The sequence below is a fragment of the Jejuia spongiicola genome, assembly GCF_023502325.1.
Classification (GTDB): domain Bacteria; phylum Bacteroidota; class Bacteroidia; order Flavobacteriales; family Flavobacteriaceae; genus Wocania_A; species Wocania_A spongiicola.
This window is the reverse complement of record NZ_JAMFLZ010000037.1, coordinates 1-308: the sequence shown is the minus strand read 5'-3', so window position 1 is coordinate 308 and position 308 is coordinate 1. Positions and strand designations below refer to the sequence as shown.

The 308-nt window shown below is 37.3% G+C and carries 1 pseudogene; it reads right to left on the bottom strand.

The features are described 5' to 3' along the window. A pseudogene (locus tag M3P09_RS17250) lies at positions 1–308 on the bottom strand (hypothetical protein); the annotation flags it as partial.

Below are 308 nucleotides of genomic sequence, written 5' to 3'. Positions count from 1 at the left end.
ACATCTGTTGCTGTTATGTTTAAGTTTTTGCAGCCCCAAAAAGCTTTTTCCATAGAGGCCCAAGGGTTTATTCCCCATTGCTCTACAGTTTGAATTTTGTCCTTATCTCCTGTGTTGTTAAAAAATATTCTAGGGAAAACACCACGAATGGCAACAGTGTATGTACCTGCTGTTAAAGTAGTACTTGTAGCATTACTAGAAACATTGGTAGCTTCTGGATTAAAAGTAGCGCCATCATAACTCCAATCTACATCATAATTATAGCCTGTTCCAGTTGTAGGAATGGTAATGGTTTCATTTTCTTCAAC